We start from the raw sequence: 597 nt of genomic DNA on the forward strand, positions 1-597 counted from the left end.
GTCGACCGTGCCGGTGGCAAAGTTTGCGACATCTTTTCCAGCGGCGCCCATCTCCGGGGACTTCAGGCCGCTCTGCATCGTCTCGAGATCGGGAAACACGAGGTTGGCGACGGCATAGAAGACTGGATCGGAGCCGTCCAGCGTCGAGCACTTGCTGAACGTGAAGTCCGAGAGCCCTGGCACTGCGCTGGCGAGCGGGACGTGGATCTCGTTGTAGTACTTGTCGAAAGCCTCCGGATCGGTGGGGCGTCCGTAACACACTGCTACTCGATAGGTCATGTGCTTTCAATTCCCTTCGGGGCGAGTCTTGGCTACCAGAGTCAGGACGTCGTATGTCGCGACCGGATCGTTGTCCTGGTTCGTCACCACGGCGTCCCAACGAACCTCACCGTAGTCTGCGCTGCTGCGAGGTGTGATGGTCTTGGCTGTGAGGGTGACCGTCAGGCTGTCTTCGGCTTTGACCGGAGTCAGGAACCTGAGGCTGTCCACGCCGAAGTTCGCGAGAACCGGGCCGGGAGCCGGGTCGACGAACAGGCCCGCAGCGAGTGAGACAACAAGATAGCCGTGCGCGACGATGCCGCCGAAGAGTGGATTCGC

2 protein-coding genes are annotated in these 597 nt (G+C 61.5%); both read right to left on the reverse strand.

Going from position 1 to position 597, the window contains the following annotated elements:
* The coding region (locus ABD369_RS40885; RefSeq protein ID WP_344641705.1) for an EthD family reductase at nucleotides 1-279 on the reverse strand (279 nt) is incomplete at its 3' end.
* A 6-nt stretch (nucleotides 280-285) separates the two neighbouring features.
* Nucleotides 286-597 (reverse strand): MaoC/PaaZ C-terminal domain-containing protein (locus ABD369_RS40890; RefSeq protein WP_344641706.1); only part of this gene is annotated, 312 nt, incomplete at its 5' end.

It is taken from the genome of Kitasatospora cystarginea (genome assembly GCF_039533515.1).
Taxonomy (GTDB): Bacteria; Actinomycetota; Actinomycetes; order Streptomycetales; family Streptomycetaceae; genus Kitasatospora; species Kitasatospora cystarginea.